Annotated in this window: 22 protein-coding genes; 17 read left to right on the forward strand and 5 right to left on the reverse strand. The window is 55.5% G+C overall.

Annotated elements, in window-relative coordinates; all coding sequences use genetic code 11:
* Positions 1–146: 146 nt before the first annotated feature.
* From FJ695_RS25645 to FJ695_RS25655, 3 genes are all read right to left on the reverse strand, one after another.
* Positions 147–617 carry a DUF411 domain-containing protein gene (locus FJ695_RS25645; protein WP_141188094.1) on the reverse strand — a complete coding sequence of 157 codons (471 nt, stop codon included), beginning with the start codon at positions 615–617 and terminating at the stop codon, positions 147–149.
* A gap of 370 nt (positions 618–987) precedes the next feature.
* Positions 988–1,374 (reverse strand): hypothetical protein, encoded by a 387-nt coding sequence (locus FJ695_RS25650; protein WP_141188095.1) that lies wholly within the window; start codon positions 1,372–1,374, stop codon positions 988–990.
* Between the two features lie 148 nt (positions 1,375–1,522).
* The gene (locus FJ695_RS25655) at positions 1,523–3,685 is read right to left on the reverse strand and encodes a malate synthase G (protein ID WP_141188931.1); all 2,163 of its coding nucleotides are present in this window, start codon (positions 3,683–3,685) and stop codon (positions 1,523–1,525) included.
* Between the two features lie 246 nt (positions 3,686–3,931).
* On the opposite strand from FJ695_RS25655, the gene FJ695_RS25660 reads away from it, so the two are divergent.
* Positions 3,932–4,846, forward strand: a complete 915-nt coding sequence (locus tag FJ695_RS25660; RefSeq protein WP_209010815.1) for a DMT family transporter — start codon at positions 3,932–3,934, stop codon at positions 4,844–4,846.
* A gap of 101 nt (positions 4,847–4,947) precedes the next feature.
* Positions 4,948–7,629, forward strand: coding sequence for a cation:proton antiporter (locus FJ695_RS25665; RefSeq protein ID WP_141188096.1), 2,682 nt, complete (start codon positions 4,948–4,950; stop codon positions 7,627–7,629).
* A 465-nt stretch (positions 7,630–8,094) separates the two neighbouring features.
* Here FJ695_RS25665 and FJ695_RS25670 read toward each other — a convergent pair whose 3' ends face one another.
* Entirely contained in the window at positions 8,095–9,090 is a 996-nt protein-coding gene (locus FJ695_RS25670) for an L-threonylcarbamoyladenylate synthase (protein ID WP_141188097.1), read from the reverse strand.
* 216 nt (positions 9,091–9,306) lie between these two features.
* Here FJ695_RS25670 and FJ695_RS25675 point away from each other — a divergent pair, with 216 nt between their 5' ends.
* The 5 genes from FJ695_RS25675 (at position 9,307) to FJ695_RS25695 (ending at position 15,382) form a co-directional block, all read left to right on the forward strand.
* On the forward strand, positions 9,307–11,088 hold the full coding sequence (locus FJ695_RS25675; RefSeq protein WP_141188098.1) for an acyl-CoA dehydrogenase: 1,782 nt from the start codon (positions 9,307–9,309) through the stop codon (positions 11,086–11,088).
* 23 nt (positions 11,089–11,111) lie between these two features.
* Entirely contained in the window at positions 11,112–11,858 is a 747-nt protein-coding gene (locus FJ695_RS25680; RefSeq protein WP_141188099.1) for a crotonase/enoyl-CoA hydratase family protein, read from the forward strand.
* A gap of 32 nt (positions 11,859–11,890) precedes the next feature.
* The gene (locus FJ695_RS25685) at positions 11,891–12,754 is read left to right on the forward strand and encodes an NAD(P)-dependent oxidoreductase (RefSeq protein ID WP_141188100.1); all 864 of its coding nucleotides are present in this window, start codon (positions 11,891–11,893) and stop codon (positions 12,752–12,754) included.
* 181 nt (positions 12,755–12,935) lie between these two features.
* A complete protein-coding gene (locus FJ695_RS25690; RefSeq protein WP_141188101.1) occupies positions 12,936–14,468 on the forward strand; it encodes an ankyrin repeat domain-containing protein in 1,533 nt (510 codons plus the stop codon).
* A gap of 119 nt (positions 14,469–14,587) precedes the next feature.
* Positions 14,588–15,382, forward strand: coding sequence for a mechanosensitive ion channel family protein (locus FJ695_RS25695; protein ID WP_141188102.1), 795 nt, complete (start codon positions 14,588–14,590; stop codon positions 15,380–15,382).
* A gap of 93 nt (positions 15,383–15,475) precedes the next feature.
* On the opposite strand, the gene FJ695_RS25700 is transcribed toward FJ695_RS25695, so the two are convergent.
* Positions 15,476–16,246: an ABC transporter substrate-binding protein gene (locus FJ695_RS25700; protein WP_141188103.1), complete on the reverse strand. Its 771-nt coding sequence runs from the start codon at positions 16,244–16,246 to the stop codon at positions 15,476–15,478.
* A 250-nt stretch (positions 16,247–16,496) separates the two neighbouring features.
* On the opposite strand from FJ695_RS25700, the gene FJ695_RS25705 reads away from it, so the two are divergent.
* The 10 genes from FJ695_RS25705 to FJ695_RS25745 all read left to right on the forward strand — a co-directional run bounded on the left by FJ695_RS25705 (position 16,497) and on the right by FJ695_RS25745 (position 25,860).
* Positions 16,497–17,426, forward strand: coding sequence for a histone deacetylase family protein (locus FJ695_RS25705; protein WP_141188104.1), 930 nt, complete (start codon positions 16,497–16,499; stop codon positions 17,424–17,426).
* 121 nt (positions 17,427–17,547) lie between these two features.
* Positions 17,548–17,802, forward strand: a complete 255-nt coding sequence (locus FJ695_RS25710; RefSeq protein WP_141188105.1) for an exodeoxyribonuclease VII small subunit — start codon at positions 17,548–17,550, stop codon at positions 17,800–17,802.
* A 331-nt stretch (positions 17,803–18,133) separates the two neighbouring features.
* Entirely contained in the window at positions 18,134–19,321 is a 1,188-nt protein-coding gene (locus FJ695_RS25715) for a hypothetical protein (RefSeq protein ID WP_141188106.1), read from the forward strand.
* Between the two features lie 332 nt (positions 19,322–19,653).
* Positions 19,654–21,615: a 1-deoxy-D-xylulose-5-phosphate synthase gene (gene dxs / locus FJ695_RS25720; protein ID WP_141188107.1), complete on the forward strand. Its 1,962-nt coding sequence runs from the start codon at positions 19,654–19,656 to the stop codon at positions 21,613–21,615.
* Positions 21,616–21,809: 194 nt separating this feature from the next.
* Positions 21,810–23,255, forward strand: a complete 1,446-nt coding sequence (locus FJ695_RS25725; protein ID WP_141188108.1) for an MFS transporter — start codon at positions 21,810–21,812, stop codon at positions 23,253–23,255.
* Between the two features lie 108 nt (positions 23,256–23,363).
* Positions 23,364–23,750: a hypothetical protein gene (locus FJ695_RS25730; protein ID WP_141188109.1), complete on the forward strand. Its 387-nt coding sequence runs from the start codon at positions 23,364–23,366 to the stop codon at positions 23,748–23,750.
* A 39-nt stretch (positions 23,751–23,789) separates the two neighbouring features.
* Positions 23,790–24,308, forward strand: a complete 519-nt coding sequence (locus FJ695_RS25735; RefSeq protein WP_141188110.1) for a copper chaperone PCu(A)C — start codon at positions 23,790–23,792, stop codon at positions 24,306–24,308.
* A 21-nt stretch (positions 24,309–24,329) separates the two neighbouring features.
* Positions 24,330–24,956 carry an SCO family protein gene (locus FJ695_RS25740; RefSeq protein WP_141188111.1) on the forward strand — a complete coding sequence of 209 codons (627 nt, stop codon included), beginning with the start codon at positions 24,330–24,332 and terminating at the stop codon, positions 24,954–24,956.
* Between the two features lie 25 nt (positions 24,957–24,981).
* On the forward strand, positions 24,982–25,116 hold the full coding sequence (locus tag FJ695_RS28435) for a hypothetical protein (protein WP_256370138.1): 135 nt from the start codon (positions 24,982–24,984) through the stop codon (positions 25,114–25,116).
* A 3-nt stretch (positions 25,117–25,119) separates the two neighbouring features.
* The gene (locus tag FJ695_RS25745) at positions 25,120–25,860 is read left to right on the forward strand and encodes a TlyA family RNA methyltransferase (protein ID WP_141188112.1); all 741 of its coding nucleotides are present in this window, start codon (positions 25,120–25,122) and stop codon (positions 25,858–25,860) included.
* Positions 25,861–25,890: the final 30 nt, after the last annotated feature.

A 25,890-nucleotide genomic window follows, 5' to 3' on the forward strand; every position in this document is an offset into this window, starting at 1 on the left:
CTCCGCTCGTCTCGAATTCTGCAGTCGCGTGTTTGCGTAACCAGAGGTGCATGTTGAGGCACTTTGGACCGCAACCCAGCAGTCAGAAACGGCGGCCCCACTCGGGCCCGCCGCTCCCATTAAGACAAGGTCTTCGTACAGGCAGACTATTCAGCCTCCCCCATGCGCATATAAACAGTCGGTGCTTCGCCGCGTTTTTGCGGCAAGGCATGCACCAGATACTCGGCGTTTGGATCGTAATCCATGCCGAGCGATCCCATCGGCATTCCAGCTACCGCGAGGCCGTGAATATCCGGACGCTCACTCATCAGCTTGTCCATCGCTTGAAGCGGCACATGACCCTCCAGCACATATTTGCGCGTCTTGCCGACAACGGCCGTGTGGCACGCCTGCATGTCCTCGGGAACACCAGCTTGTTTTTTGATGCTGGTCAGATCTTCCATGTCATGCACCTTGACCGAATAGCCAGCTTTAGCAACCTCTTCAGCCCATACATGACAACAGCCGCACCACGGCGTTTTGTAGACAGTGACGGATTTTTCCTCATCCGCAAGAACGGGCGTGAATGTCAGAGCGGCCACCACCGCACCGGCATACAAAGTTTTCAGATTAAACATCGGATCTTTCTCCGTTCTTGTTGCTTTTACCGCGAGCGTTAAGGGCACATCCGCCCATCATTTTGTGCATGAGCAAATGCAGCGCGGCACAGCCAATCAATGGCAACACGAGCAAAAACCGGTCCGCAAAGGAACTTCCTGCCGGTGCACTGGCAACCACAATCAACGTGCCACCAATCATTGCCAGACAACAAACCAGCATAAATGCGGCCTGCCAGGAGCGCCTTGACTTTTCATAACCTGAAGAACGATCCCATCCGGAGTGGGATCGCGCGAAAAAACTGGGCATTGGATACCCCTTCAACAGTCAGAGAGAAATTCTGCCGGACGTTAGAACCCGGCCTTTTGCGGGACAGTTGTCCCGCTCGTTTCAGACTGTTTGAGGAGGGTGATCGGCAACGGGTGGCGCAGCAGATTTCACAGTCGAAATTGCATTTGCGTGCTCCCGCAGAACCCTTGGCAGCGTCACTTCTGGAGCTGCGGGCAACAGCGTCGTGCAATCGCTCGCGCACTTAGAGCTGGCATGCGTATTTGCGTCCGCGATGTCGGAACCGCAGCAGTTCATGATCTGCGCCAGGTCATGCGCGCTTTTGGTTTTAGCGGCAAGTTGCTCAGCCTCATGCGCAGTCATGTCCAGTATTAGGACATCCATCTTGACCGGTGCAGCCTGCTCTGCCTGCGCGGTTTCAGCCGCAGCAGGAAGGCTATGCACGGCTGTAAAGACAATCATCAAAAGGACGGTCAGGAATGAACGCATGCTTCCGCCGTACCTCAAACTGCGGGAAATTGCCAGCCCTAGTATCGCCCGCTAAATGCGACATGCCATCACGGACAAAGTGGCGATCAACTGAAAAACCCCGCAAGGAAACCTTGCGGGGTCTTGTTCTGCAAATTCAACAATAGCCTTATGCCGCAGATTTTGCCTTAAACTCGATCCGGCGGCGGTGCAGCACCGGCTCAGTATAACCGTTTGGCTGTTTGGTGCCTTCCAAAACCAATTCACAAGCAGCTTGGAACGCAACAGACCCATCAAAGTCATCAGCCATTGGCCGATACAGCGGATCGCCCGCATTTTGACCATCAACGACCTTCGCCATCTTCTTCATAGTCTCAACGACTTGCTCTTCGGAGCAAACGCCGTGACGCAGCCAGTTGGCAATATGCTGGGAAGAGATGCGCAAGGTTGCGCGGTCTTCCATCAAGCCGACGTTGTTGATGTCCGGAACCTTGGAACAACCGACGCCCTGCTCAACCCAGCGGACCACATAGCCCAGGATGCCTTGAGCGTTGTTGTCGAGTTCTGCCTGGATATCGTCCGGAGCCCAGTTCGGCCGTTCGGCCACCGGGATCGACAGAATGTCATCCAGTTTGGCTGCTTCCCGGGTTTTCAGTTCAGCCTGGCGGCCAGAAACAGAAATCTTATGGTAGTGCAGCGCATGCAGCGTTGCAGCTGTCGGCGACGGAACCCAGGCCGTATTGGCACCGGACATCGGATGGCCGGACTTCTGATCCAGCATCGCGTTCATCAGGTCCGGCATGGCCCACATGCCCTTGCCAATTTGCGCGTGCCCCGGAAGGCCGCACGCAAGGCCGACATCGACATTGTTGTTTTCGTAAGCTCCGATCCAGGTCGCGGCTTTCATGTCGCCCTTGCGGATCATCGGGCCGGCTTCCATGGAGGTGTGCATTTCATCGCCAGTCCGGTCCAGGAAGCCGGTGTTAATGAAGAACACCCGGTCTTTGGCTTGGCGAATGCACTCTTTCAGGTTCACCGTGGTGCGGCGTTCCTCGTCCATGATGCCCATTTTCAGGGTGTTGCGGTCCATGCCCAGCGCGTCTTCGACCCGGTCAAAAATCTCGCAGGCAAAAGCCACTTCTTCCGGACCGTGCATCTTCGGCTTAACGATATAGACCGACCCGGCGCGGCTGTTGGTGTTGCGGCCATTGGCACCGATGTCATGGAGACCAATCAGCGCTGTAATCATGCCGTCCAGAAGACCTTCAGGCACTTCATTGCCATCCTTGTCCAACACCGCATCGATGGTCATTAGGTGACCGACGTTGCGCACCAGCAAAAGCGAACGGCCGTGCAGGCTGAGCGCAGATCCATCCGGCGCGGTGAAGTGACGGTCGCCATGCATCTGACGGGTGACGGTTTCCCCGCCCTTTTCAAAGGTTTCCTGAAGGTCGCCTCTCATCAGGCCGAGCCAGTTGGTGTAGACGACGACTTTGTCTTCCGCATCAACTGCTGCGACGGAATCTTCGCAATCCATGATCGTGGACATCGCCGATTCCAGAACAACATCGGAGATATGCGCCTTGTCGGTTTGACCGATCGGATGCTTGCCATCGATGTTGATTTCCAGATGGAGGCCATTTTTGGAAAGCAAGATCTTGTAAGGCGCAGCAATGTCGCCGGAATATCCTGCAAACTGAGACGCATCAGCCAGCGCAGTGCTGCCGGTTTCCGTTGCAACTGTCAGGGCTTCGTTTTCGATCGCAAATCCGGTGACATCGGCCCAGCTGCCGCTGGCAAGCGGTGCGGCATCATCGAGCACCTTGCGGGCGTATGCGATCACCTCCGCACCGCGAGCTTCGTCATAGCCACCGGCCTGCGGTTTGGAACCCATGGCATCGGTGCCGTAAAGCGCATCATAAAGAGAGCCCCAGCGGGCATTGGCGGCGTTCAGTGCGTAACGGGCATTCATCACAGGCACGACGAGCTGCGGTCCGGCAACAGAGCCGATCTCCGGATCAATGTTGGCGGTGCCGACGTCGAAGTCAGCTCCTTCCGGCACCAAATAGCCGATGTCGCTCAAGAATGTTTTGTAACCGGCCATGTCCGGTGTGCCCGGATTGGCCTTGTGCCAAGCGTTGATTTGATCTTGGAGAGCGTGGCGTTTTGCCAAAAGGGCTCGGTTTTTCGGAGCCAGGTCATGAACCAGTGCGGACAGGCTTTTCCAGAAATGGTTCTGATCAACTCCGGTCTCCGGCAATGCCTTGCCATTCACAAACTCATAGAGTTCTTTCGCCACTTGCAAACCGTGGGCGTCGACCCGTTCCGTCATCATATTCTCCAAAACGCTCTTAGGGCATTCTCTAATAAACTTGATGGGTGTTTTAGCCGTCAAACGCTGTGGGTCAATCGTCAGCAAGCCTTCATGACTTTTTCCTTTTCCGAAAAAATCGGAAAAACTACGGTTCGCCACCGAACAATTACCCGGTCAAGGGGGCTTTCCGAAACGCGTCCAATCGGCTACCGGTTTTGATCCGCCCCACCTGCACCTGCCGCATGGCAGAATAGAAGGCCACCTATGAGTTCAATTGCCGCCCGTTTGGGATCCCGTGCCTATGGCAATGCTATCCTGCTTTTGATGGCGACCACCCTTTTGTGGGGCGGCAACACCGTTGCCGGGCGCCTTGCAGCAGGCGAAGTGTCGCCAATGGTCGTGGTTTTTCTGCGCTGGATCATTGTTGCCGGAATTCTTGTGCCCCTCCTCTGGTCGAGGATTCAGGGCGAGTGGCCAGTCATGCGGGGTGCTTTCCTACGCATGGTCCTCATGGCAGCTTTCGGTTTTGTCGGTTTCAACACATTGTTTTACATCGCGGCGACTCAAACAACAGCGGTGAACCTCGGTATCATTCAAGGATCAATGCCGATCGTGGTTTTGATCGGGTCGGTCGTCGCGTTTGGAACAAAAGTCCGGCTTTTGCAGGTGGTTGGCATTCTGGCAACCCTAGTCGGCGTTACGCTAATTGCGGCGCAAGGCAGCCTGGAGGTGTTGCTCAGCCTCGCTGTTAATCCGGGCGATAGCGTCATGCTGGCCGCTTGTATCTTGTATTCAGGTTATACGCTGGCGCTGCGCAACCGGCCACAAGTGTCCGGCCTGGTGTTCTTTGCGGTCTTGTCCGGCATTTCCGTGTTCGCCTCTCTGCCGGGCCTTGCCTACGAGATGGCCACCAACACGGCACAGTGGCCTGAAATGAAAGGTTGGCTGGTTGTGCTTTATATTGCGCTCGGCCCGTCTTGCCTCAGCCAGATCTTTTTTATGCGCGGCGTGGAATTGATCGGACCGGCCCGCGCCGGCGTATTTATCAATCTGGTACCGGTCTTCGCTGCCATTCTGGCGGTGAGCATTCTTGGCGAAGCCTTCGAATGGCATCACGGCCTGGCGCTGGCCTTGGTGCTCGGCGGCATCTGGTTATCGGAACGAAAAGCCACCAGCTAAGCGGTCACTGAACCCCTCTTTTGAGACATGGAGGCCAAATTCGGCCTCCAGTATTTGAATTTGCCATATTCACGGGGCAGATTGGCGTCATGGAAACACCAATGATTACCGCCGCCTTCGCGCTTTTGATGCTGACGATTTCACTTCTTCAGCCTCTCGCCCGGCGCCTAGGACTGGCCCCCAGCGTTCTTTTGGCCATGGTCGGCACGCTGATCGGTATCGGCGCGACATACGTGCTCTACACAGCCGAGACGGACTACTTCAATTCGATCGCCAATATCTTTGTCTATCCGCCTCTGGATTCAGAGAGGATCCTTTACATTTTCCTGCCACTGCTCTTGTTCCAGACCTCTCTCACTCTGGATGTCCGCAGATTGTTCGAGGATTGGGCTCCGGTCCTGATGATGGCGGTCGTCGCCGTCTTCGTTGCCACCGGCTTTATCGGCCTTGCACTTTATCCGCTTGCAGGTGTGCCGCTCATTGCCTGTCTGCTCCTGGGCGCTATCGTGGCCACGACCGACCCGGTTGCTGTTGTCGCTATTTTCCGGGATATCGGCGCTCCGGCCCGGCTTGGACGGATTGTTGAAGGCGAGAGCCTCTTGAACGATGCAGCGGCCATCGTTCTGTTCGTCATTCTGGTTGGAATTCTGACAGGCCAGCAATCCCTGTCCTACAGCCACGCCGCTTTCGCTTTTGTCCAATCATTTGTTGGCGGCGTCATCCTTGGCGGCCTGTTGGCCCGCGTTGCCGTCAGCCTCTTGCCATTGATGCGAGATCTGCCACTCGCACAGGTCACCTTGAGTGTAGCCCTCCCGTATGGAATTTATGTCCTCAGTGATCAATTTGCAGGTGTCTCGGCGGTTGTCGCGGTCGTTGCGGCAGGCATCGTCTTCAACCTGTATGGTCCGGCACGAGTTCAGCCGGCACATTGGCGATTTTTGCATGCGGTTTGGGAACAGGTATCCTTTTGGGCGGCGTCGCTGATCTTCATGCTGGCCGCCATCCTCATCCCGCGGCTGGTCGCTGGTTTTAACCCGCTCGACATCCTGCTTTTGATCATCGTGATCATAGCCGCGCTCGCTGCCCGCGCCGTTGTGATCTACGGTTTGCTTCCGGTCTTGAGCATTTTGCGCGCCGGACAAGCGGTCAACAACAAGTACAAGATCGTGATGCTATGGGGCGGCATGCGCGGTGCTGTGACATTGACGCTGGCGCTCAGCGTCCTGGAAAATCCTGCATTGTCCGACGAGATTTCGGCCTTCGTTACCAAACTGGCCACCGGTTTCGTGCTGTTCACGCTTTTGGTTTATGGCACCAGCTTGAAGCAATTGATCAAGCTGCTCGGCCTTGACCGGCTGAGTGCCCGGGATGAAGCGTTGCGGACACAATATCTCGCCTTGTCCTTGTCCGATATCCGCCAGGAAATCGAAACCACTGCGAAGGCCTACCATATCGCCCCGCGTGTCGCCGAAGGCGTTATGAACGAGTATGAAGACCGTGCCGCAGCCGCGACAGCTGAGACCAACATGCTGGAGGAGCTGAAGGACAAAGACCGGGTGAACATGGGCCTGATTGCGCTGGCAGACCGCGAACAGCAACTGGTTCTTGATCTCTTTCACAGCAAGACTCTGTCCGGACGGGCCGTATCCCAGTTTTTGACGATCACCGGCCAGATTGGCGATTTGACGCGAAGCGATGGGCGGAGCGGATATAAGAAGGCAACCCGGCAGCCGCTGAAATTCAGCGTTGGCTTCCGCTTTGCCCAATTTCTTCAGCGCCGGCTCCGGATCAACAAACCGCTGGCGCTGCGACTTGCCGACAGGTTCGAGTTCCTGATGGTTTACCGGATTCTGGGCGATGCCCTAGAAACGTTCAATGAACAGGAGATCCGACCGCTTCTTGGAGACCGGGTGGCTGACATCTTGAAAGAAACCCTTGCAACCCGCCAATCGGAAACACTGACAGCAATCGAAGCCCTGCGCCTTCAATATCCGGATTATGCCGACGCTTTGGAGAATAAGTTCCTTCGAATGGCCGGTGTCCGCCTGGAAGAAACCGCCTATGAAGAGGCCCGGGACCAGATGCTGATCGGTCCTGAACTGCACTCAGATTTGTTGCGGGATGTGGAACGTGTCCGCCGGGCGTGCGGCATCCGGCCAAAACTGGATTTGGGCATGAAGACCAAGGAGCTTGTGCGCGGGCATCCGCTTTTCGAAGGTCTGCCCAAAGAACAGCAGAAGGCGATCATGAAAATGATGCGGCCGCAATTTGCCACACCGGGTGAAACCTTGATCCGCGCCGGGGAACGTGGCGATGCTGCCTACTTCATTGCATCCGGTGCCGTTGAGGTGCGTACGGCCAGCGATACGGTCCGGCTTGGCCGCGGCGATGTTTTTGGTGAAATCGCTCTTATGACAGGTGGCCGGCGCAGCGCCGACGTGGTTGCCCTAGGTTATTGCCACTTACTCAGCCTGAATGCCCAGGACTTTAAACTCCTGCTCGACAAGTACCCCGACCTGAAAGCACACGTTGCCATGCTTTCGGCAGAGCGGTTGAAAATGAACTCCGAGACCATGACATCTGAGACCGAGGATCCGGTGGTCCCACAGTTCAAGGCGACGCTGGAAGAGGACGGTAAGTCCGCTGACGACATTGTGGTGCCGAAATCCTCACCTTCTGACGAAGAAACTCAAGTCAGAAATGATGGCCAGATGCACGCAGAAGCGAAACCCAGCCGCCAAATCGGATCCGGTACTTCCGATTCACCAACATCGTCCGGGTAGTTGTTGCGAGGCTATTGTTGGGCACCCAGCGTATTTACCGAAAAAAATGGACCGGCGTTTGGGCCGGTCCGGTCTGAGGTGCGAGCATGGTATGCTCGAGGGGAGGTTCATCGCATCCAAAATCCAATTACATATTACCTGACGTAAACCGGTCTTTTCCAGCTATTTGTTGGAATAGCCATCTCTATGGTGTTGATAAGTTTTAGATGTAGGTCCGTTTTTCTGAAATTGTTGTATGAGTTTCTTAACTGAACGCATGAAATGATTTGCATTATTACGTATGAATATTCACGAAGAACATCGCCATACAACGATTAACTTTAGGTGATTGTTTCTTGAATCAAAATCTTAGAAGTGATTTCGAACTTCCTGATTTACCAGAAATTTATTTTTTGCATCAGCACCTTAGCAAACACTGGTAGGCGTACCAGAAGCCGCCTGTCTCGGTAGGTAGCACTACTGAGCTTAGCCGCGCGGAGCTGCTGCCCGGCGCAAGCGGTCGTTAATCGCCTCACCAAGCCCAAATCTGGGGATAGTTTGCACGCGAATCAATTTTGCACCCGTGGAATCTAGGCTTCTCATGGCCTGAAATAGGTTCGAAGCGGCCTCAACGAGGTCTCCCGAAGGACTCAAATTGACCTCTGAAAGGGCTTTTTCCTTGCCCGGCAAGGACTCAGGACCAAAAGAAAGCAAGGCTTCCCCTGGCAAAACTTCCAATGCCTCCAGCGTCATTTGCGCCTCCGGCGCATAATGTGAGGTCAGCATGCCGGGTGCAGCCGGCGCTTCTGGCTGCTTCTCCGCAACCCGGCTGGTGACAGGAATTTGCAGAACCTGCTCGATTGCTTCGCGGGAGACACCGCCCGGGCGGAGCAATTGAACATCCTCCCCGGTCAGCCCTACAATCGTAGATTCAATTCCAACTTCACACGGTCCGGCATCAATCACAAAATCCAGCGCATCGCCAAGATCCGCAATCACATCTTGGGCGCGCGTCGGACTGATTTTTCCGGACCGATTGGCGCTCGGTGCGGCCAGCGGACGGCCGGTGTTTTCTGCCAGATACCGCATAACCGGACCGGATGGCACTCTCAAGGCGACAGTCGAAAGACCCGCAGTCGCCAGGTCCGATATTTCCGATGCTGATGTTTTGGGCACGACAAGCGTCAGTGGTCCCGGCCAAAAAGCTTCAGCGAGTTTCAAAGCGCGTTCATCAAACACACCGTGATGTAACGCGGCGTCCAGGCTTGGCAGGTGGGAGATCAAAGGGTTGAAACTCGGACGGCCCTTGGCGGCAAAGATCTTGGCACAGGCGGTCCCGCTGGTCGCATCGGCCGCCAGTCCATAAACTGTCTCGGTCGGCACGGCGACCAAACCACCGCCCAAGACGGTCTGGCAAATCTCCTTTGCTTTTGGATCCTGCCGCCAGGCCTCTGTGCTCAGATCAACTGTCCAGCGCTGCATTCGCCTCTTCCGTTGTTCGGCAACCTCCGGGATTGACCAAAAAGATAAGTACCTGCCGCTGCGATACGGGTTGACGTTTACGTCAACTTGACTACTTTCCTATCAATCCGCTGTCTCAAGCGCCTTTTGCGGGCAAGCCAACGTCCCGTCAAGTTCTTGACAGCCCGAAACAAGATATTTGGCCGCAAGTGGCCACCAGTTCGTGGGAGGAACTGAATGTACCGTGCCCCGGTTGACGAGATTGCTTTTACCTTAAAACACGTTTGTGGCCTGTCAGATCTGCAAAAAACCGAGCGCCATAGCGAGCTCGGCGACGATCTGGTGGATGCGATCATCAATGAGGCCGGCCGGTTCGCCGCTGAGGAAATCGCGCCGCTCAATAGCGTCGCAGACCAGCATGGAACGCCTCTTGAAAACCGTGAAGTCACCACACCGCCGGGCTGGCGCGACCTGTACCATGGCTGGATCGAAGGCGGCTGGAACGGTCTTTCAGCAAGCGAAGAAGCCGGCGGCCAGGGTCTGCCGCAAATGATGTCGGCCGCAGCCTTGGAAATGTGGAACTCCGGCTCCATGGCCTTTGCCATCGGTCCGACCCTGACCATGGGCGCCGTCGAAGCGCTAGAAAAACACGCGACCGACGATCTCAAAACGACCTATCTGGAAAAATTGGTGTCCGGTGAATGGATGGGCACCATGAACCTGACGGAACCGCAGGCCGGCTCCGACCTCAACGCGCTGAAAGCCCGCGCGGAACGCAACGACGATGGCACCTACCGTGTTTTCGGTCAGAAGATCTTCATCACCTATGGTGAGCATGATCTCACCGACAACATCATTCACCTGGTGCTGGCACGCCTGCCGGATGCCCCGGCGGGCACCCGTGGTATCTCGTTGTTCCTGGTTCCAAAATTCTTCGTCAATGAAGATGGCTCCCTTGGCGACCGCAATGACGTTCATTGCGCCGGTGTTGAACACAAACTCGGCATTCATGGGTCTCCCACCTGTACCATGGTATTTGGTGATGAAGGCGGCGCGAAAGGCTGGCTGATCGGCGAGGAAAACCGTGGCCTTGCCTGCATGTTCACGATGATGAACAACGCCCGTCTTGCTGTCGGCATTCAGGGCCTTGGGGTTGCGGAACGCGCCTTCCAACATGCTTTGAGCTACGCCATCGACCGGAAGCAGGGCAAGGCGCCGGGTGACAAAGAATACGGCATGAGCCCGATTGCCCGCCACCCGGACATCAAGCGCACACTTCTGGCCATGAAGGCCCGGACACAGGTTGCCCGCGCTATCTGTTATTCCTGTGCACACGCCATTGACATGGCGCATGTCGCCGAAGACGCTGAAGCTCAGAAACACTGGAGTGAGCGCGCCAGCTTGCTGACGCCAATCGCCAAGGCCCTTTCCACCGATTTTGGGGTCGAAGTTGCTTCGCTCGGGATCCAGATCCACGGCGGTATGGGTTTCATTGAAGAAACAGGCGCGGCCCAGCACCTACGCGATGCCCGCATTGCGCCAATCTATGAAGGCACCAATGGCATTCAGTCGATCGACTTGGTGATGCGCAAGTTGCCGCTTTCCGGTGGCGAGCACATCAAAGGCTTTATTGCCGAATTGCAGGCGATTGCCGATGAGGCGGCTGCCACCAACCAGCCGGACTTTGGCGCGTTGGCCGACCGTTTAACCGCCAGCATTGCTGACCTGCAAGAGGCCACGGACTACATGCTGACAGCGCAAGCTGACGGCCGTGTTGCAGATGCTTTGTCCGGGGCCACACCGTACTTGCGGATCGCAGGCTTGGCGCTCGGTGGCGCATTGCTCACCAAGGGGGCCTTACGGTCCGCAGAAGAACCGGCCGCCAAGCAAAGTGAACGCACGCTGCTGGCCCGCAATTTCTGCGAAACCACACTTGGCGAAACAGCCGGCCTCAAATCCGACGTGCTGTTATCCGCCGAAGCCATTCAAGCCTTCGATGCAGAGGCGCTGGCGTCCTGAGGGCGCTCTGAGAGGAGACATCCATGATCCGCATTAGCCTGGAAAACGGCGTCCAGACCCTGTGTCTGGACCGGCCGGAGAAGAAGAATGCCCTGACAGGGCAAATGTACACCGATCTTTCGGAAGCGCTGGAACAGGGCAATACGGACGACAAGGTTCGTTGCCAGTTCATTTGCGGCCAGCCGGAAGCCTTCACCTCCGGCAATGATATCGGCGACTTCCTGCAGTTTGCCGGGAAAATGCAGATGTCGGAAACTCCGGTTTACCGCTTCTTGCGGGCCCTGGTTGGCAATCAGAAGCCAATGGTCGCGTCCATCGACGGCATTGCAGTTGGTGTCGGCGCGACGCTTCTGATGCATTGTGACATGGTGTTCGCCAGCCCACGCGCTGTCATCCATACGCCATTCATCGATCTGGGCCTCGTGCCGGAGGCCGGTTCCAGCCTCTTGGGACCCAAAATCATGGGCCACGCCCGCGCATTTGAATTGTTGTGCCTTGGCCGGCCGTTTAGCGCCCAAAAGGCGTATCAAGCTGGGCTGGTCAACGAAATCGTCGAAGATGGCGTCGACGCTGTCGCCAAGGCCTGCGCAGAAGAAATTGCTGCCAAACCGCCGGAAGCCATGGCTTTGTCCCGGAAGTTCTTGTGGGAGGAATCCGCAAACCTGAGCGAGCGGGTCGATGCGGAAGCAAAAGTCTTCGCCAATCGTCTGACATCGCCGGAAGCGATCTCAGCCTTCCAAGCCTTTATGACCAAAAAATCCAAGGCCTGACCGGTCAGCACCCATTGTTGGAGGAGAAGAGCATGTCCTTGAATGGCAAAACCCTGTTCATCACCGGCGCCTCTCGCGGGATCGGCAAAGCCATCGCATTGCGCGCAGCCAAAGACGGCGCCAATGTCGCCGTTGCAGCCAAAACGGCAGAGCCGCATCCCAAGCTGGAAGGCACCATTTTTTCGGCAGCCGAAGAGATTGAAGCAGCTGGCGGTAAGGCACTGCCGATCGTACTCGATGTCCGCGACGATGAAGCCGTGAAAGCGGCCATTGACAAAACTGCAGAGCACTTTGGCGGCTTGGATATACTGGTCAACAACGCCAGTGCCATTCAGCTGACGCCGCTGCAGCAGACAGACATGAAGAAGTTTGATCTGATGCATCAGATCAACACACGCGGCACGCTTGCCTGTTCCAAACATGCGATCCCGCATCTCACAAAATCAGAAAACCCGCACATCTTGATGCTGTCGCCGCCGCTCGACATGCAGGAGAAGTGGTTCGCTCCTTTTGTACCCTACGCCATTGCCAAATACGGCATGAGCCAGGTCGTTCTAGGGCTGTCGGGTGAACTGCGTTCAAAGGGCATTGCGGTCAACGCTCTATGGCCGCGCACGACTATCGCCACCGCAGCGATCAAAAACATCATCGGCGGCGATAAGATGATGCAGACCAGCCGGACCCCGGACATTCTGGCCAATGCTGCCTATGAAATATTCACTACACCCTCAAAAGAACTGAGTGGTCAGTTCCTTATTGACGACACCTTTCTTGCGAGCCGCGGCGTGACCGATTTCGATCAGTACCGTGTTGATCCAACACAATCGCTGACCCCGGACTTCTTCGTGCCCGATGACAGCAAGGCACCGGCCAGCATGAAGCCGGTTTCCAGCTAACCAAAGTTGTTTGGGCGCGGGCTTGCAATTTACGGCCCGCCCCTGCATCTTTCCGGTGCCGATGAGGGCGGCAACCGGATCCGCGGACAGCGAAAGCACCCTGACAGCATAAACGAATGCCGGTTTTTCACCTGCGCCCGACACAAGCGGATCGTCCGGGCATGCAACCAGGAGAAAAGCCTTGTCGACACAGACGACCGCTTCCCTTGATGATCTGCGCAAAGCAGCTAAACGGCTGAAAAAGGCGTATGCCAACGGCGAGACCGATGCCTTGGCACGTGTCAGCGCACAGATCTCTGCCGACAAACCACTCAAACACGCTGATTTTCTGCACGTGATTGCAAAGGAGGCCGGGCAGAAGAGCTGGCCCCAGCTAAAGTTCGCGCTCGAAAGCGCAGCCATGTCCTTTGAGCAACGCGCAGATCGGCTCAAGGTTGCTCTTTACGAAGGGCAACATTGGATGACGGACAGGCTTTTGAAAGATGACCCAAGCCTGGCGCACGCCAACTTCGGCCTCCAGGTCGCCCTTTATGATCTGGAGGCTGTCCGACAGACCCTGAAATCAAACCCGGATGCTGCAATCCGGATGGTTGGGGTCCGCTCACCGATCCTGCATCTTGCCTTTTCGAAGGAAATCCACCGCATCCCGCCCAAACACAATGACATGCTCGAGATCGCCAGATTGCTGGTGGCGCATGACGCCAGTGTCGATGACGGCTATCCGGCAACTCCGGGAGAGGATCACAAGCTGTCGGCGCTCTATGGTGCCCTGTGCCATGCCGACAATTTCGAATTAGGAAGCTGGCTTCTGGAAAATGGGGCAAATCCCAACGACAACGAAAGCCTTTACCACAGCACCGAGCTTGGCCACACAAGGGCTCTTAAAAGCCTTTTGAAACATGGTGCCAAACCGGACGGCACCAACGCCCTGCCCCGCGCGCTCGATTTCAATGACCTGGAAAAGGTGCGGCTGTTACTGGAGGCCGGGGCCGACCCAAACAACACTGTTCCGGACCACCCCAGCGGCCAGCCGATGAACACAATTCCCGCGCTGCATCAGGCGGCACGCCGCGGCCGTTCTGCGGACTTTATCGAGCTGCTTTTGGAGTTCGGCGCAAATCCCGAGGCGGTTTGGCAGGGACATACGGCTTATGCTTTGGCCCGTATGTTCGGCAATCGGGAGGCAGCTACAGCACTGGAAAAAAGGGGCCATGCTGCAAAGCTAACGTCCAACAAACAAATCCTGGCCGATTGTGCAGACGGCTTCCCCAATTCGGCTCGCCTAGAGATCCAGACGCTGGGCCAGGAAGACCGGCGATTGCTGACGCGGCTTGCCGCCGAACCGGGACAGCTTCCACACATCAAGGCACTGATTGCAGCCGGGCTTGATCCGAATGACATGGACGAAATGGATCTGTCGCCTATGCAAATTGCAGGATGGAACGGCCTGGTTGATGAATTCAGATTCTTTCTCTCGTTAAAACCTGACCTGACCCATAAAAACAAGTTTGGCGGCGATGCTTTGGACACAGTCCTTCACGGGTCCAGCTTCGCGCCAAAACGGACGGAAGCAGACCATATCGAATGTGCTCGCCTACTGCTCGAAGCAGGCAGCCTGATTTATCCGCAATTTATCAGTCATTGCGGCAATGAGGACATGGTCGCATTTCTGGAAGACTGGATCGCAGCGCATCCTGAGAGCTTGCCTGCTTGATCCCCGATCAACCCAAGATAGGAATCGCCGCGGGCGCTTGCCCGTGGCAACACATTCCGCTACGACATTTTTGACATTGGAAGAAAAACTTTGCGGGGAGGCTGCCGTTCGGCGGCACTATGGATCACATGAGCATCTTCATACCTTTAGCGGTCAATGCGGCCAAAGCACTAATCGTTCTGATCATCGGTTGGTACGTGGCCGGAGCCCTTTCGGCTCTTATTAAAAAACGCATCCTCGCCAATGAGCGGATCGACGACACCATTGGCGGCTTTGCTGCTTCCATCGTTCGCTGGCTGGTGCTGCTTGTCACGTTGATCGCTGTCTTGCAGCTGTTTGGCATTGAAGCCACCAGTCTTGTCGCTGTTCTCGGCGCAGGTACGCTGGCGATTGGCTTGGCGCTTCAAGGCACACTGAGTGATATTGCCGCGGGCGTCATGTTGATCATCTTCCGCCCGTACAAGGTCGGTCAGTTTGTTTCCATTGGCGGGACGTCCGGCACGGTCAAGGATCTCAACATCTTCGTGACAGAGCTGGTGACCGGCGACAACGTCCAGATCATCATGCCCAATGGCCAGGCCTGGGGCGCTGTGATTACCAATTTCTCCGCGCATCCAAAACGCCGTCTCGATCTGACGTTTGGCATCGACTACGGCGACGATGCTGACAAAGCGATCCAGATTATCCTCGACACGGCCAATGCAGACGAGCGAGTCCACAAGGATCCAGAGCCATGGGTTCGCCTGACAAACTTAGGCGACAGTTCGGTGGATCTCGGCGTACGGCTTTGGTGCGACGCGGGCGATTACTGGGAACTCAAATTCCACATGCTCAAGTCGGTCAAGGAAGCATTCGATGCCGGGGGCATTTCCATCCCCTATCCGCATCAGGTGGAAATTCAGAAGTCCGAATGAGTTTTATCGGCAAAGTTCGGCGTATCCATCGAGATCAGCAAACAAAAAGGCCGGAGAATTATCCGGCCCTTTCGTTGTCAATCGTTTGTCTAGTCAGTATCCGAGATAGGAACTGCCGAGGCTGTCACGGTATTTGTCGACCCAGGCCTTATTGATGGCAGCAACCGTGCCGTCAGCTTCAATTTCCTTGTAGCACCGGTCAAAGTCCGCAGCGTGATCCGCACTCCTGAACGCCATGGAGTATGGTGTTGAATCAAAGACCGCTTTGAAGGTGACCGGCTGGTTTGGATCAAATTTCAGACCGCTTTGTGAGCGGAGCTGCCGATTGTATTCGGCAAACAGCATGCCATCGCCGATAATGGCATCAACTCGTTTTCCGAACAGCGTCCGGCTCTGGGTGATCTGATCGGTCACTTCACGGTAGTCTGCAAAGGAACCCGTGTGGTCTGAAAGCCCAGGGATAATGCTCGCGGCCCCTTTGAAACCAATGACTTTTTTCCCTTTCAGCGCTTCAATCTTGTCGAAGCCGTCGCCACCTGAAAGGAAAGAAACGCCATTTTGATACCGGATGTATTCACCTGTGGCCGTTCCGTCGATCGGCATGCCCATAGGCACTGTGGCGACTGCATCGCCTTTGCCGGCTTTGTAGCTCTCCCAGTGCCGGGTAAATGGCTGGACCTTAAATTTTACAGTGTGACCGCACTTTTCGAGGGCAGCCGTGATAACTTCTGCTTCACGACCCTTGCCACCTTTAAGAAACATTGGCGCAAGATCGCCAGCCATCACAGTAATTTCATCCGCCACCGCAGAAAAAGGAAAAACAGCAACAAATACCCCTGTGAATATTACCTTAGACAGTTTCATTGATTAGCTCCCACCAAAAATTTAAATTCAGGCAGGATTGAATTGCACATACTTTAACAAACAATTACATTATAAATATTATAGTTGTCATTGTTATTATTTACAAATGAAGGAATTATACTTAAATTCATCAATGAAACATGCAAAACACTCACTCATGACGATCCTTTTGTACGATTGACACAAACAACCGCAACGCATCAGATAGCGGCCATAAATTTGATAATCACACCGTTTGGAAACGCGCCAAGTGTCAACGCTTCTGCTGCATCACACGTCTTACCTCGACCATTTAACTCCCGTCGGACACCCCGAACGTCCTGACCGGATCCGGGCAATTGACAGGATCCTCGAGCACGAGAAATTTCAGTCCGTGGAACGGGATTTGGCCCCGATTGGAGCGTTGGAAGACATCGCCCGAGCACATCCGATGGCCTATGTCGACCAGCTGCATAGATTGGCGCCAGACGAGGGCGTTGCCCGTGTAGATGCTGATACCACAATGTCACCGGGCACCTGGGAGGCAGCTCTGCGCGGCGTCGGCGGCGCCTGCCGCGCCGTTGACGAAGTGGTCACAAAGAAGGTCAACAACGCCTTTTCAGCGTCCCGCCCGCCAGGCCATCACGCTGAAAAAGGCCGGGCCATGGGGTTTTGTTTTTTCAACAATGTGGCGGTCGCAGCCCGGTACGCACAAAGCAAATACGGTCTAGACCGGGTCGCGATCATCGACTTCGATGTCCATCATGGCAATGGCACGCAGGATATCTTCTGGGACGACCCCAGTGTCATGTATTGCTCCACCCACCAGATGCCGCTCTATCCAGGCTCCGGCGATGCCTCTGAAACAGGAGAGGCCAACACCATCGTCAATGTACCTCTGCCACCAGGAGAAAACGGAGCCGGTTTCAAGGAAGCCTTCGAAGTTGTCCTGCTGCCCCGCCTAGACACTTTCGCTCCTGAGCTCGTCATCATCTCGGCCGGATTTGACGCTCATGCCCGCGATCCTCTGGGCGGCCTGAATTTGGTTGAAGCAGATTTTGCCTGGGCGACCCGAGTCTTGATGGATATTGCCGACAAACATAGCGATGGCCGCGTCGTGTCCGTCCTTGAAGGCGGCTACGATCTGGAAGGCCTCGCCCGCTCGGTCGCCGCCCATATGATGACCCTGATGACCGGTTGATCGGCGGCAATGCTGAAGTTCATCGTGGATCGTTTGTATCAACAGGCATTGAGCTCTTGACCTTTAGCCATAGGCTCGCGAGGGTGCCGGACGGTATTGACTGAAATTCAGGACGCTCGACATGACCGAAGCTGCAAACAACATCGCAAGCCTGTCTTTTGAAGACGCGCTCAAGCAGCTTGAGACCATTGTACGCGAACTTGAGCAGGGCAATGTCCCCTTGGAGCGCAGCATTGAGATGTACGAGCGCGGTGATGCACTGCGGCAGCACTGCGACACACTGCTGAAGGCCGCCGAGGCCAAAGTGGAAAAAATCCAACTAGGCCAAGGCGGCGAGCCCACCGGGACGACCGAGTTGGAGCCGCAAAACGGCTAATTACGTCCCAAGAATCCACCAATGACATGCTACGTCTGAGCCAATTGGTCTGTCAGATTGTACACCTGCGCCCAAATTTGGAGATGAAAATCAAGAGCAGTTGACCAACAGACCGTCGGTGGATAAAATTAATTTATGCATCTCAAGGTAGAAATTTCACCCTCCCCCAAATCAAAACAAGAAACTTAAATATTCACCACCGGATAATGACCTTTATTCCTAATACGAATTAACATTCAAATATATCTATTTTTTAAGTTTCTTGATCATCACCAAATGCTATCCTTTTATAAACAAGTACAGCTAGGAAAATTGCATCGAGCTTCCTGCAATGCCAACACTAAGCAAAGACGCAGAGATCGACCTTCTTAAAGACGCCTTCATGCGTTTTTCCGATCCGTCTGGCTGGCAACCCTTCCTGAGTAAGATTGATGGGTATTTGACTTGCAGGTCCTATGCAGCTGAGTTTTGCAAAAATGGCCTCTCAACCGGGCACTTCTTTGACCATGAAAAAGCCCGCGAACTGTTTGAAGTTCTTCAGGCGACCAAAACCGATCATGGAATGCCCGCATTCGACTATATGCTTCACCATGCCCATCCCGGCCATTGTTACCAAATATCTGACGGGCATCTGACCGATCTGGGGCACGATCCGCCACCAGTTACGGTCTCGCCTTCCCCGCCACCAATATCAACTGCAACTCATCCACCAGCCGGAGTGATCAGCGTATTACGGCCCAATTCGCATGCGGCTGTTTTCTTCGGACTTCTCGTACCCGACTTGGATCGGCGTGCTGCACTAACTCCCGAAATCATAACAAGTTTCCGAAAGGTAATTCGGATTGCCGAGCTAAGGCTAGACGCTCTTGAAGAACTGCGTCTGGCCTCTGATACAGCCAACGCGCATAAAGCAATGGCTGAGGTATGCGGCTCACCATCGGTCCTGATCAACGGCCAGCGGGACATTCTGGCGGAATTCCCACCAGGGCTAGATGCTTTGGGTTCGCTGGAAGCCGCTTTTGCTAAAAACGGAATACTCCAGCTTAAGAACCGGACGCTGGAAACCCGATTTCAGGAATTATTAGCCAGCGTAAAACTTGAACGCGACCTCGGCGTTTCAGCAGAGAAACCAAATCGAATTAAATCAGAACCGGCTGCGCAAGATCAGCGGGACCTGTATCTGCGGGATTCGGCAGGAAGTCTCACACGGATTACATTGGAGCGTCTTGATCACAGATCTGCCGGCAACCCGCCTTGGATCCTCATCCGCGTTCTTCTTCCGGCATCGGTTCCAGACACAGTAGAAACAATTCTCTTGGAGGAGTTTGGGCTGTCGCTTTCAGAAGCGCATTTGGCCCGGCTGCTTGCCGTAACCGGATCGGTTCCAAACACGACCGATCTTCTGAATATTACCCGAAACACGATGAAAACCCATCTGCGCCGGATCTTTGATAAAACCGGCACACGCACCCAGCTAGAGCTTACCCAACTTGTTTATCAGCTAACGGGTCTTGTATAAAATGGATCACATAAGCTGGTTATTCCGATCCACTCAGAACGTCGCAGTATGCAACCAGACGTACAGCAAAAAGTTGGGGTCGTCGTTCCACGACCCCAAGTTGATCACTGTGCACGTGGCCCCATCGACCACATCTAGTGGTTTAAACCAAATATTTAATGCATGCATCACCCATTTGGGTGATTGGCACAGAAAATCGAGACATTTCGCGTATAAATTGCACCGCCTGTACCCGTCTTTCAATTTTTGCTGCGGACTGAGCAACATTTTGCACCTGGTTCTGAACCTTACCTCTAACCGGACAGTGTTTGCGCCATACATAAGGTTGGTGTATGGCTGCCCGCCATGTTTTCATTTGTGGAGCGTTCCTGAGCGTGACTGCCAACTCTAAAACCCCATTGCTTGACCAGGTGACATCGCCTGCTGATCTGCGCCAGTTGGACGAAACCGATTTGATCCAATTGGCCGATGAGCTGCGGACGGAAACCGTTGATGCGGTGTCCATTACTGGTGGTCATCTTGGCGCAGGTCTTGGGGTGGTGGAGCTGACTGTTGCCCTCCATTATGTGTTCAATACCCCTGATGACCGGATCATCTGGGATGTTGGCCATCAGAGTTATCCGCATAAGATTTTGACCGAACGGCGCGATCGGATCCGGACCTTGCGTCAAGGTGGCGGTTTGTCCGGCTTCACCAAACGCTCTGAAAGTGTCTATGACCCATTTGGCACTGCGCATTCTTCTACCTCCATTTCCGCAGGCCTCGGCATGGCTGCGGCGCGGGATCTTGATGGCGGCGACAACAATGTAATTGCTGTCATTGGCGATGGCGCCATGTCGGCCGGCATGGCCTATGAGGCCATGAACAACGCAGGTCACCTTGGCTCCCGGCTGATCGTCATCTTGAACGACAATGACATGTCCATCGCGCCTCCTGTCGGGGCTATGTCTGCTTACCTTGCAAAACTGGTCTCCGGCCCGACCTACCAATCGCTGCGCGATGCGGCAAAGAACATCGTCAAAAACTTTCCCAAACCGCTGGCAGAAAAAGCAGCACGCGCGGAAGAGTATGCACGTGGCTTCTGGACCGGGGGCACCCTCTTTGAGGAGCTCGGGTTCTATTACGTTGGGCCAGTCGATGGCCACAATTTGGAACACCTATTGCCGATCCTGAAGAACGTCCGCGATACGCATCACGGTCCGGTCTTGATCCATGCAGTGACTCAAAAAGGCAAAGGCTATGGGCCGGCAGAAGGTGCAAAAGACAAATATCATGGTGTTGCGAAATTCGACGTTGTCACCGGCAAACAGTCAAAACCGAAGGCCAACGCGCCCAGCTACACCAATGTCTTTGCAACATCCCTGATCAAAGAAGCCGAAGTCGACGACAAAGTCGTCGCGATCACTGCAGCCATGCCGGATGGCACCGGCCTCAATCTCTTTGGCGAAGCCTTTCCGGAACGCACCTATGATGTCGGCATTGCCGAACAGCATGCGGTCACCTTTGCTGCGGGAATGGCGACAGAGGGCTACAAACCCTTTGCGGCCATCTATTCCACCTTCCTTCAGCGCGCCTATGATCAGGTGATCCACGATGTAGCGCTTCAGGGTCTTCCAGTTCGGTTCCCGATTGACCGGGCCGGTCTGGTCGGCGCGGATGGCGCGACACACGCTGGCGCTTATGACACGGCTTTTCTGTCCTGCTTGCCCGGGTTCACCGTGATGGCGGCGGCCGACGAAGTGGAGCTGCGCCATATGGTGGCGACGGCTGTGGCTTATGATGAGGGGCCTATCTCCTTCCGCTATCCGCGCGGCGAAGGCGTCGGTCTGGACATGCCAGAGCGCGGCAGTGTTCTTGAGATCGGTAAGGGCGTTATCCGCCGGGAAGGCACCAAGGTGGCTCTGCTTTCCTTTGGTGGACGAATGGCCGAATGCTTGAACGCTGCTGACGAACTTGATGCGGCCGGCCTGTCGACGACTGTTGCCGATGCCCGTTTTGCCAAGCCCCTTGATATGGACCTGATCCGGCGCCTTGCCCGCGAACACGAAGTGCTGGTGACTGTCGAAGAAGGGTCTGTTGGCGGCTTCGGCAGCCATGTCCTCACACAGTTAGCGCAAGAGGGGCTGCTCGACAGCGGCCTGAAAGTCCGCACGTTGACGCTGCCGGATGTCTATCAGGATCACGACAAACCGGCAGCAATGTACGCCAATGCCGGGCTTGATCAGGACGGCATCATGAAGACCGTGTTTGGCGCACTCGGCACCGAGTTTTTGACTGGCACACAGCGCGCCTAAGCGCCCCGCCAAACCAGGATCATCGGATGCCGGTTTTGAGCCATCAAACGCCGCAGTCATTAGATTGACAGACTCGCCATAAGCTGATTAACGCTGAATGGTAATTGCAGTTGCGCCGGCCATCCGCCGGCGCTTTTGTTTTCCGCCCTTTTTAGAGCCGTTCACTGCTAATTTGAAACGCTCTGGAGGCAACCATGGCACAGACGCTTCTTTCGGTATCCGCACTCTTGTTGTCGGTCGCTCTGCTCATTTTTGGGCATGGCCTGCAGACGACATTGCTGCCTTTGGCGGCCGACCGGTTTTATTTCTCCGATTTTGAAATCGGTGCGATGTCCTCCGCCTATTTTGTCGGGATGGTCATCGGTTGCCTGGGAGCCCCGCTTCTGATCATGCGCGCCGGACACATCCGGGCCTTTGCCGCGCTCGTTTCCATGATGTCGGCAGCCGCGATCCTTCATCCTGTGATCATTGACCCGATCGCCTGGGTTTTGATCCGCGTGATCTCCGGTTTTGCACTCGCCGGGTTTTACATGATCGTGGAAAGCTGGTTGAACGAAAGCGCGACCAACCAAAACCGCGGCACCATTATGTCGATTTACATCGTAATCCTGTTCGGAGCCCTGATGCTCGGACAGGTGTCGATTGCGACCATGAGCATTTCGTCCTTCATTCCGTTCGTGATTGCGTCAATCAGCGTCAGTCTTGCCGTGATGCCGGTTTCTCTGACCACCTCTGCGCAGCCGGCCCCGATTACCCTTGTGCGGTTCCGACCGGTCCAGCTTTACAAGAACTCACCGGCGGCTTTCGTCAGTATCTTCTTTATCGGCATTTCGCAGGGTGCGCTCCTGACACTGACACCGCTTTACGGATCTCAAATCGGGCTCTCGACCAATCAGTCCGCGTTTTATGCCGCAGCCATCATCGGCGGCGGCCTGCTTGCCCAATGGCCGGTTGGCCGCCTGTCGGACAGCATTGACCGGCGTATTGTCTTGATTGTGCTGGGCCTGGCCACCGCGGCCGCGTCCACCGCAATCGTCGTGTTTTCGCCCAATGTGTTTCTGATCGCCACCGGAACGGCCGTCTTGGTCGGTATGTTCTCGCAGCCGCTCTATGCGATTGCCGTCGCGCATGCCTTCGATCACGCAGCCCAGGAGGATTTTGTTGAAACCTCGTCCGGCATGCTTTTGTCCTTCGGCATCGGCTCAATTGTCGGCCCTTTGATTGCCTCCATGTTGATGGGGCACATGGGACCATCTGGGCTCTATGTCATGGTCATCGCCTTCAACGTTGCCATGGCCGGCTTCATCTTCACCCGCGTCCTCACCCGCCAGGCGCTGACGTCAGAAGAAAAGACCGACTTCGAATACGCTGCAACGGCTCAGGTCGGTACAGTCATCTCCACAGAAGAACTGGATGCGGAAGCGGAAGAATATGTCATTCCGCCGGAAGAATTCCCGGCTTATGAGGATGACATCTACAACTTCGACACAACGAGCGGAGACACAGAAACCGAGGATGAGGCGGAGGCCGATTCTGTCGCGACCGAGGATACGGCAACATCAGACCCGGCGGAGCCAGGTGAACCTGCCGAAAACGCTGGGGCGAAAGAACCTCCGGCCAAAGACACCAGCTCGTCTTAGGCACTCTCAATGCGCTGTAAGTAAAGCAACTTACGCGGGGCCTCCTGCGCCATTTCGTCTCTCGACAGAGGCTCCCAATCAGCTTATAGCCGCAGTATGAAGCGGCGTATGAGCATAGTTGAGGCATTGCGGCGGGAGCGCTCACCCCTGGTGGCGCTGACCGTACTCGCCTTTGTGCTGCGCCTTGGCCTGATGACGCTGGGCACCGCTTTGGCGCCCTCCGGGGCCGTCGCGGCGGAAGGCCTGACAAGCCTCTGCCAATCGGCCGAGACCAATGTGCCATCTGAAGCGATGCACGATCTCTCGGCCTGTCATTGCGGCACAACATGCCCGCACGGCTGTGCTTTCGGGCCATGTCTTTCGGCAGCCAATGACACACCCAGACTGTCGCTGCTCGTCTCAGCCCCCGACCAATTCCGGTCCTTGGAAAATACCGTCTTTCCACTTGCTGCCAATGCGCTTTCCATCCGGGCCCCGCCCTTTCCTCAAGCCTGAACCACCCAAACCACATTCAGAACTTGAGGAATTATTGACATGAAACTCCTGACCTCCCTTGCAGCTGCCGCTGCCCTTTCGCTTGTCTCCCTGACCGCCATCGCTGCTGACTACAAGGCCGGCGATCTCATGCTTTCCAAAGCCTGGACCCGGGCCACGCCGCCGAAGGCAAAAGCGGGTGGCGGCTTCGTTGAAATCATGAACATGGGCTCAGAAGCCGACCGTTTGGTGGCTGCAAAGTCCGACGTTGCCAAGAAAACCGAGCTGCATGAAATGGCCGTCACGGATGGCGTCATGAAAATGCGGGAAATGGAAGGCGGCATCGAAGTGCCTGCCGGTGAAACCGTGACCTTGAAGCCGGGAGGCCTGCACATCATGTTCATGGGACTAAACCAGTCCTTTGAAGAGGGCAGCAAAGTGCCAGTTGTCCTGACCTTTGAAAAGGCTGGAGACGTAACCGTCGAACTGGATGTTGCCAAGATGGGCGCCAAGGCCATGAAACACGGCGATCATGGTGATCATGGTGATCACGATCACGGCAAGAAGAAACACAACTAAGCAACACGGGGAGAGACAGCCATGTCCGGCTTGAAGCTCTTCCGGTACGTGGCGTGGGCGGCAGTCGCCGTCCTCGCCTGCGTGGCCGGTGCACTTGTCTACTTTCAAACCACGGCGAATGATAATTCCAGTGCTTTGATCAAGCCGCTCGCAGCGATCGGCGGCCCGTTTGAACTGGTCAGCGGCACCGGCGAAACGGTGACGGATAAAACCTTCGCCGGAAAACCGACGGTGATGTTTTTTGGCTTCACCTATTGCCCGGATGTCTGCCCGACGACCTTGTCGGAACTGCAGGGCTGGATGGCAGAGCTTGGACCAGATGCGGAAAAGCTGAACTACGCTTTTGTCAGTGTAGACCCAGAACGTGACACGCCGGACGTCATGCGTGATTACGTATGGGCCTTCGACAAGCGCATCACGCCGCTCACGGGTTCCAAGGAACAGGTTGATGCCATGCTGAAAGCCTACCGGGTCTACGCCAAGCGGGTTCCTCTTGACGACGGCGATTATACAATGGACCATTCCGCGGCCGTTTATCTGATGAACGAGAACAACGAGTTTGTCGGTACCATCGCTTATGGCGAAGCGGAAGAAACAGCGCTGGCAAAACTCAAGCGCCTGATTGAAAACACAGCGGCCTCCTCTTAAGGCCATCTGAAAGGACCAAAGCGGAATGCGGATGCCGCTCTATCTCGGACTGGCTTTTGGCGCGACAAGCCTCGTCGCGCTGTCCGCTATGCTGTGGCTCTATGCAGGTGAACGGGTCTATGTGGACCGGCTGATTTCCGCCATTGCAGGCTGCTTCTAAGCCGTGTCCAAACAGCGCCTGGATCAGCACCTGGTTGATACCGGACATTTTCCGAGCCGAGCGCGGGCACGCGATGCGATCTTGCGCGGCACGGTCACCGTCGACGGCCAGCCGGCCGGCAAACCATCGCAGAAGGTGGCTGCCACAGTCGTAATAAAGGTGGATGATCCGGCCTCCGGATATGTCTCGCGCGCCGCACTGAAGCTAATTGAAGGACTATCCGTCTTTGGTGTCGCCCCATCTGAGAAAATCTGTCTCGACATCGGCGCCTCGACGGGTGGATTCACCCAGGTGCTTCTGGAGAACGGCGCAGCAAAGGTTCATGCCATCGATGTCGGCCATGACCAGCTTCATAACAGCCTGCGCTCTCATCCAAAGGTGCTTGCCCAAGATGGCCTCAATGCCCGCGATCTAGGGTCAGAAAATCTGGGCGGTGATCAGCCGCAAATCCTCGTCTCCGACGTCAGTTTCATCTCTCTCAAACTTGCCCTTCCTCCGGCTCTCGAACTGGCAGCCCCCGATGCGGAAGGAATCTTTCTGGTCAAGCCGCAGTTTGAAGCCGGCAAGGACAAGATCGGCAAGGGCGGTCTTGTTGACCCGGACGTCGCTGAAGAAACAGCAAAAGCCTTGCAAACATGGTTAGGCAATCACCCCGGTTGGACAGCTGGTGACCTGATCCCCTCCCCGGTCAAAGGCGGTGACGGCAACGCCGAGTGGCTGCTTTATGGGAAGAAACACTTCTAGCTAGACATACGACGGAATACAACTTAGCCT

The organism is Labrenzia sp. PHM005, from assembly GCF_006517275.1.
Lineage (GTDB): Bacteria > Pseudomonadota > Alphaproteobacteria > Rhizobiales > Stappiaceae > Roseibium.

What these genes read in the sequence shown, in the direction of transcription:
- FJ695_RS25645 (WP_141188094.1), bottom strand. Translation starts at nt 617, where the DNA reads ATGTTTAATCTGAAAACTTTGTATGCCGGTGCGGTGGTGGCCGCTCTG.
- FJ695_RS25650 (WP_141188095.1), bottom strand. Translation starts at nt 1,374, where the DNA reads ATGCGTTCATTCCTGACCGTCCTTTTGATGATTGTCTTTACAGCCGTG.
- FJ695_RS25655 (WP_141188931.1), bottom strand. Translation starts at nt 3,685, where the DNA reads ATGACGGAACGGGTCGACGCCCACGGTTTGCAAGTGGCGAAAGAACTC.
- FJ695_RS25660 (WP_209010815.1), top strand. Translation starts at nt 3,932, where the DNA reads ATGAGTTCAATTGCCGCCCGTTTGGGATCCCGTGCCTATGGCAATGCT.
- FJ695_RS25665 (WP_141188096.1), top strand. Translation starts at nt 4,948, where the DNA reads ATGATTACCGCCGCCTTCGCGCTTTTGATGCTGACGATTTCACTTCTT.
- FJ695_RS25670 (WP_141188097.1), bottom strand. Translation starts at nt 9,090, where the DNA reads ATGCAGCGCTGGACAGTTGATCTGAGCACAGAGGCCTGGCGGCAGGAT.
- FJ695_RS25675 (WP_141188098.1), top strand. Translation starts at nt 9,307, where the DNA reads ATGTACCGTGCCCCGGTTGACGAGATTGCTTTTACCTTAAAACACGTT.
- FJ695_RS25680 (WP_141188099.1), top strand. Translation starts at nt 11,112, where the DNA reads ATGATCCGCATTAGCCTGGAAAACGGCGTCCAGACCCTGTGTCTGGAC.
- FJ695_RS25685 (WP_141188100.1), top strand. Translation starts at nt 11,891, where the DNA reads ATGTCCTTGAATGGCAAAACCCTGTTCATCACCGGCGCCTCTCGCGGG.
- FJ695_RS25695 (WP_141188102.1), top strand. Translation starts at nt 14,588, where the DNA reads ATGGATCACATGAGCATCTTCATACCTTTAGCGGTCAATGCGGCCAAA.
- FJ695_RS25700 (WP_141188103.1), bottom strand. Translation starts at nt 16,246, where the DNA reads ATGAAACTGTCTAAGGTAATATTCACAGGGGTATTTGTTGCTGTTTTT.
- FJ695_RS25710 (WP_141188105.1), top strand. Translation starts at nt 17,548, where the DNA reads ATGACCGAAGCTGCAAACAACATCGCAAGCCTGTCTTTTGAAGACGCG.
- FJ695_RS25715 (WP_141188106.1), top strand. Translation starts at nt 18,134, where the DNA reads ATGCCAACACTAAGCAAAGACGCAGAGATCGACCTTCTTAAAGACGCC.
- dxs (WP_141188107.1), top strand. Translation starts at nt 19,654, where the DNA reads ATGGCTGCCCGCCATGTTTTCATTTGTGGAGCGTTCCTGAGCGTGACT.
- FJ695_RS25725 (WP_141188108.1), top strand. Translation starts at nt 21,810, where the DNA reads ATGGCACAGACGCTTCTTTCGGTATCCGCACTCTTGTTGTCGGTCGCT.
- FJ695_RS25730 (WP_141188109.1), top strand. Translation starts at nt 23,364, where the DNA reads ATGAGCATAGTTGAGGCATTGCGGCGGGAGCGCTCACCCCTGGTGGCG.
- FJ695_RS25735 (WP_141188110.1), top strand. Translation starts at nt 23,790, where the DNA reads ATGAAACTCCTGACCTCCCTTGCAGCTGCCGCTGCCCTTTCGCTTGTC.
- FJ695_RS25740 (WP_141188111.1), top strand. Translation starts at nt 24,330, where the DNA reads ATGTCCGGCTTGAAGCTCTTCCGGTACGTGGCGTGGGCGGCAGTCGCC.
- FJ695_RS28435 (WP_256370138.1), top strand. Translation starts at nt 24,982, where the DNA reads ATGCGGATGCCGCTCTATCTCGGACTGGCTTTTGGCGCGACAAGCCTC.